The sequence below is a fragment of the Paenibacillus sp. Aloe-11 genome, from assembly GCF_000245715.1.
Classification (GTDB): domain Bacteria; phylum Bacillota; class Bacilli; order Paenibacillales; family Paenibacillaceae; genus Paenibacillus; species Paenibacillus kribbensis.
Genome location: NZ_JH601043.1, coordinates 91255 through 92098, shown reverse-complemented (window position 1 = coordinate 92098; position 844 = coordinate 91255). Strand labels below are relative to the sequence as shown.

Below are 844 nucleotides of genomic sequence, written 5' to 3'. Positions count from 1 at the left end.
GTGCCCAGCAGGGCATCGACGATGCCTGAGGCGCCGCGCAGGTCGAGGGCATCCCGGCCGTAGACGATGACCGGGATGCCCAGAGCCGCGATGACATCGCGCTGCGCAGCCGCTTCGCCGAGCAGCGTATCCGGTGAAGCGGCGTAGACAACGGTGACGCGCAGCCCCGCATCGGTCAGATGGCGGGCTGCCACCAGTCCGTCGCCCCCGTTGTTGCCTTTGCCTACGAGGATATACCAATGCTCCCGTTGCCATACAGCATGGCGCCCGTGATTCCACAGCTCCGTCCGGATGACCTCGCCGTGACCCGGCAGCTCGCCCGGTCCTGTCTGAGCGACTTTCTCTATCGCCTGCCTCCTGAACACATCAGCATCATCAACACCGCAGGTTGGATTGGTATGGCCTCCCAAGCTCCCATTGCTCGATCCGCATCTCCCCGCGCAAAGCTTCATTACCTCGTCGGCTACCGCGCGCCCGGCGTTTTCCATCAACGTGAGGGCCGGGATACCCAGCTTGTCAATCGTATACCGATCCAATTGCCGCATTTCATCGGCGGTCACCATGTACATATTTTTTCTCCTCCCTTATTGAAGTACCTAGCGCTTAGTATCCAACCGTAAAACGGGAATTGACGAATTCCCCTTCCACCAGCTCATCAATCAGGGCTACTGCATAATCTTCTACTGATATGCGGCTGTGGCCCAACTCGTCAACTACCAAGTGATCCAGGCCAATGCGGAAATGCCCCGTACGCTTTCCTGGTTCAATAATTCCCGCAGGACTGCAATATGTCCAATCCACATCGGCAGCGCGATACAGCTCGAGTGCCTCAGCATGTGCAGCC

General features: G+C 58.6%; 2 protein-coding genes. Both read right to left on the bottom strand.

What is annotated here, in order from left to right:
* A partial coding sequence (locus WG8_RS02570) for an NAD(P)H-hydrate epimerase (RefSeq protein WP_007428513.1) occupies positions 1-569 on the bottom strand: 569 nt, incomplete at its 3' end.
* Positions 570-603: 34 nt separating this feature from the next.
* Positions 604-844, bottom strand: a 241-nt coding sequence (locus WG8_RS27780; RefSeq protein WP_007428512.1) for an NAD(P)-dependent oxidoreductase, incomplete at its 5' end; no start/stop codon positions are given.